Annotated in this window: 1 pseudogene; it reads left to right on the top strand. The window is 42.2% G+C overall.

The window, feature by feature from the left end:
- Positions 1 to 1,250, top strand: a pseudogene (locus HMPREF1552_RS12745) (FapA family protein); the annotation flags it as partial.

Raw genomic sequence — 1,250 nt, 5'->3', positions numbered from 1 at the left:
AGTGGATAACCTTACTAATGATGGGAAAATAAGCGCAAATGGCGAATTGATTGCAAAAGATGTGAAAAATACTGGGGATATTTTAGCATCAGGCAGAATTTCAGGAAGCAGCCTTGTCACTTCAGGAAAGGTTCAGACTAATGAAACACTTGACATTGACGGGCTTCTTGACAACAGCGGGACAGTCGGGGCGGCAAAGGACATAACAGTTGCCGATAATGTATTAAATTCAGGGGAAATCCTTACTAACGGAGACTTTGCTTCAAGGAATATGGACACTTCAGGAACTGTAGTTTCAAATAATTTAAGAACTGGGAACCTTAAGAATGACGGTAAAATTGTAGCCAATAAGGACCTGACAGCTAAAAAGGTTGAAAGTGCAGGAGACATTACTGTTGTTGGTAAAATAATGGCTGACAGCCTGAAGTCATCAGGGTCATTGAGAACGAACGAGGCGCTTGATATTAACGGGGACTTTGGAAATGACGGGACAATTGAGACTCCGAAGGATGTGACGGTTGCGGGGGACATCAGCAATACTGGTAAAATAATTGCAGGCGGTAATTTAAGCGGAAGGAATGCTGTTTCAGCTGGAGTCATTGCTTCAAGGAACATAAATGTTGATGACTTAAAGAACGATGGGAAAGTTACCGCAGGAGAAAATATCACAGCTAAGAAGGTAACTAATACTGGAGACATTGCTGCGGCTGGAACAGTTTCAAGTGACGATATGTCAACTTCAGGAACTGTAAAGGCAAACAAGTCAATTACAGTTGCAGGAAAGCTTGAGAATGACGGGACAGTGGAAACTGCTGAAGATGTGAAGGTGTCCGGGAATATAAGAAATACTGGAAGAATTGCCCTAAATGGAGATTTGACAGGAAAGGACACTGTTACTTCAGGAACAATTGCGTCAAGGAATGTAAAAGTTGATAATTTAAGTAATGACGGCGTAATTGTGGCAAATGAAAATCTGAATGCCAAGAATGTCAGCAACACAGGAGACATTGTGGCAGTCGGGACAGTCTCATCCGATGACCTGATAACATCAGGGAATGTAAGGTCCAACGGGGAAATTACAGTTGCTGGAAGGTTCGAAAACGGCGGGGCTGTTGAAACTGCCAAGAACATATCGGTTGCAGGAAACATTAAGAATGACGGAAGAATTGCGGCAAATGATGACCTTGCAGGGAAGAATACTCAAAACAATGGAAATATCTATGTCAAGAATCTGGAAGTCAATAACCTGA

Origin of the sequence: Leptotrichia sp. oral taxon 879 str. F0557 (genome assembly GCF_000469385.1) — a bacterium.
GTDB classification, from domain to species: domain Bacteria; phylum Fusobacteriota; class Fusobacteriia; order Fusobacteriales; family Leptotrichiaceae; genus Leptotrichia; species Leptotrichia mesophila.
Note: the sequence above shows the minus strand (reverse complement) of the source record. Positions and strands in the feature narration are given on the sequence as shown.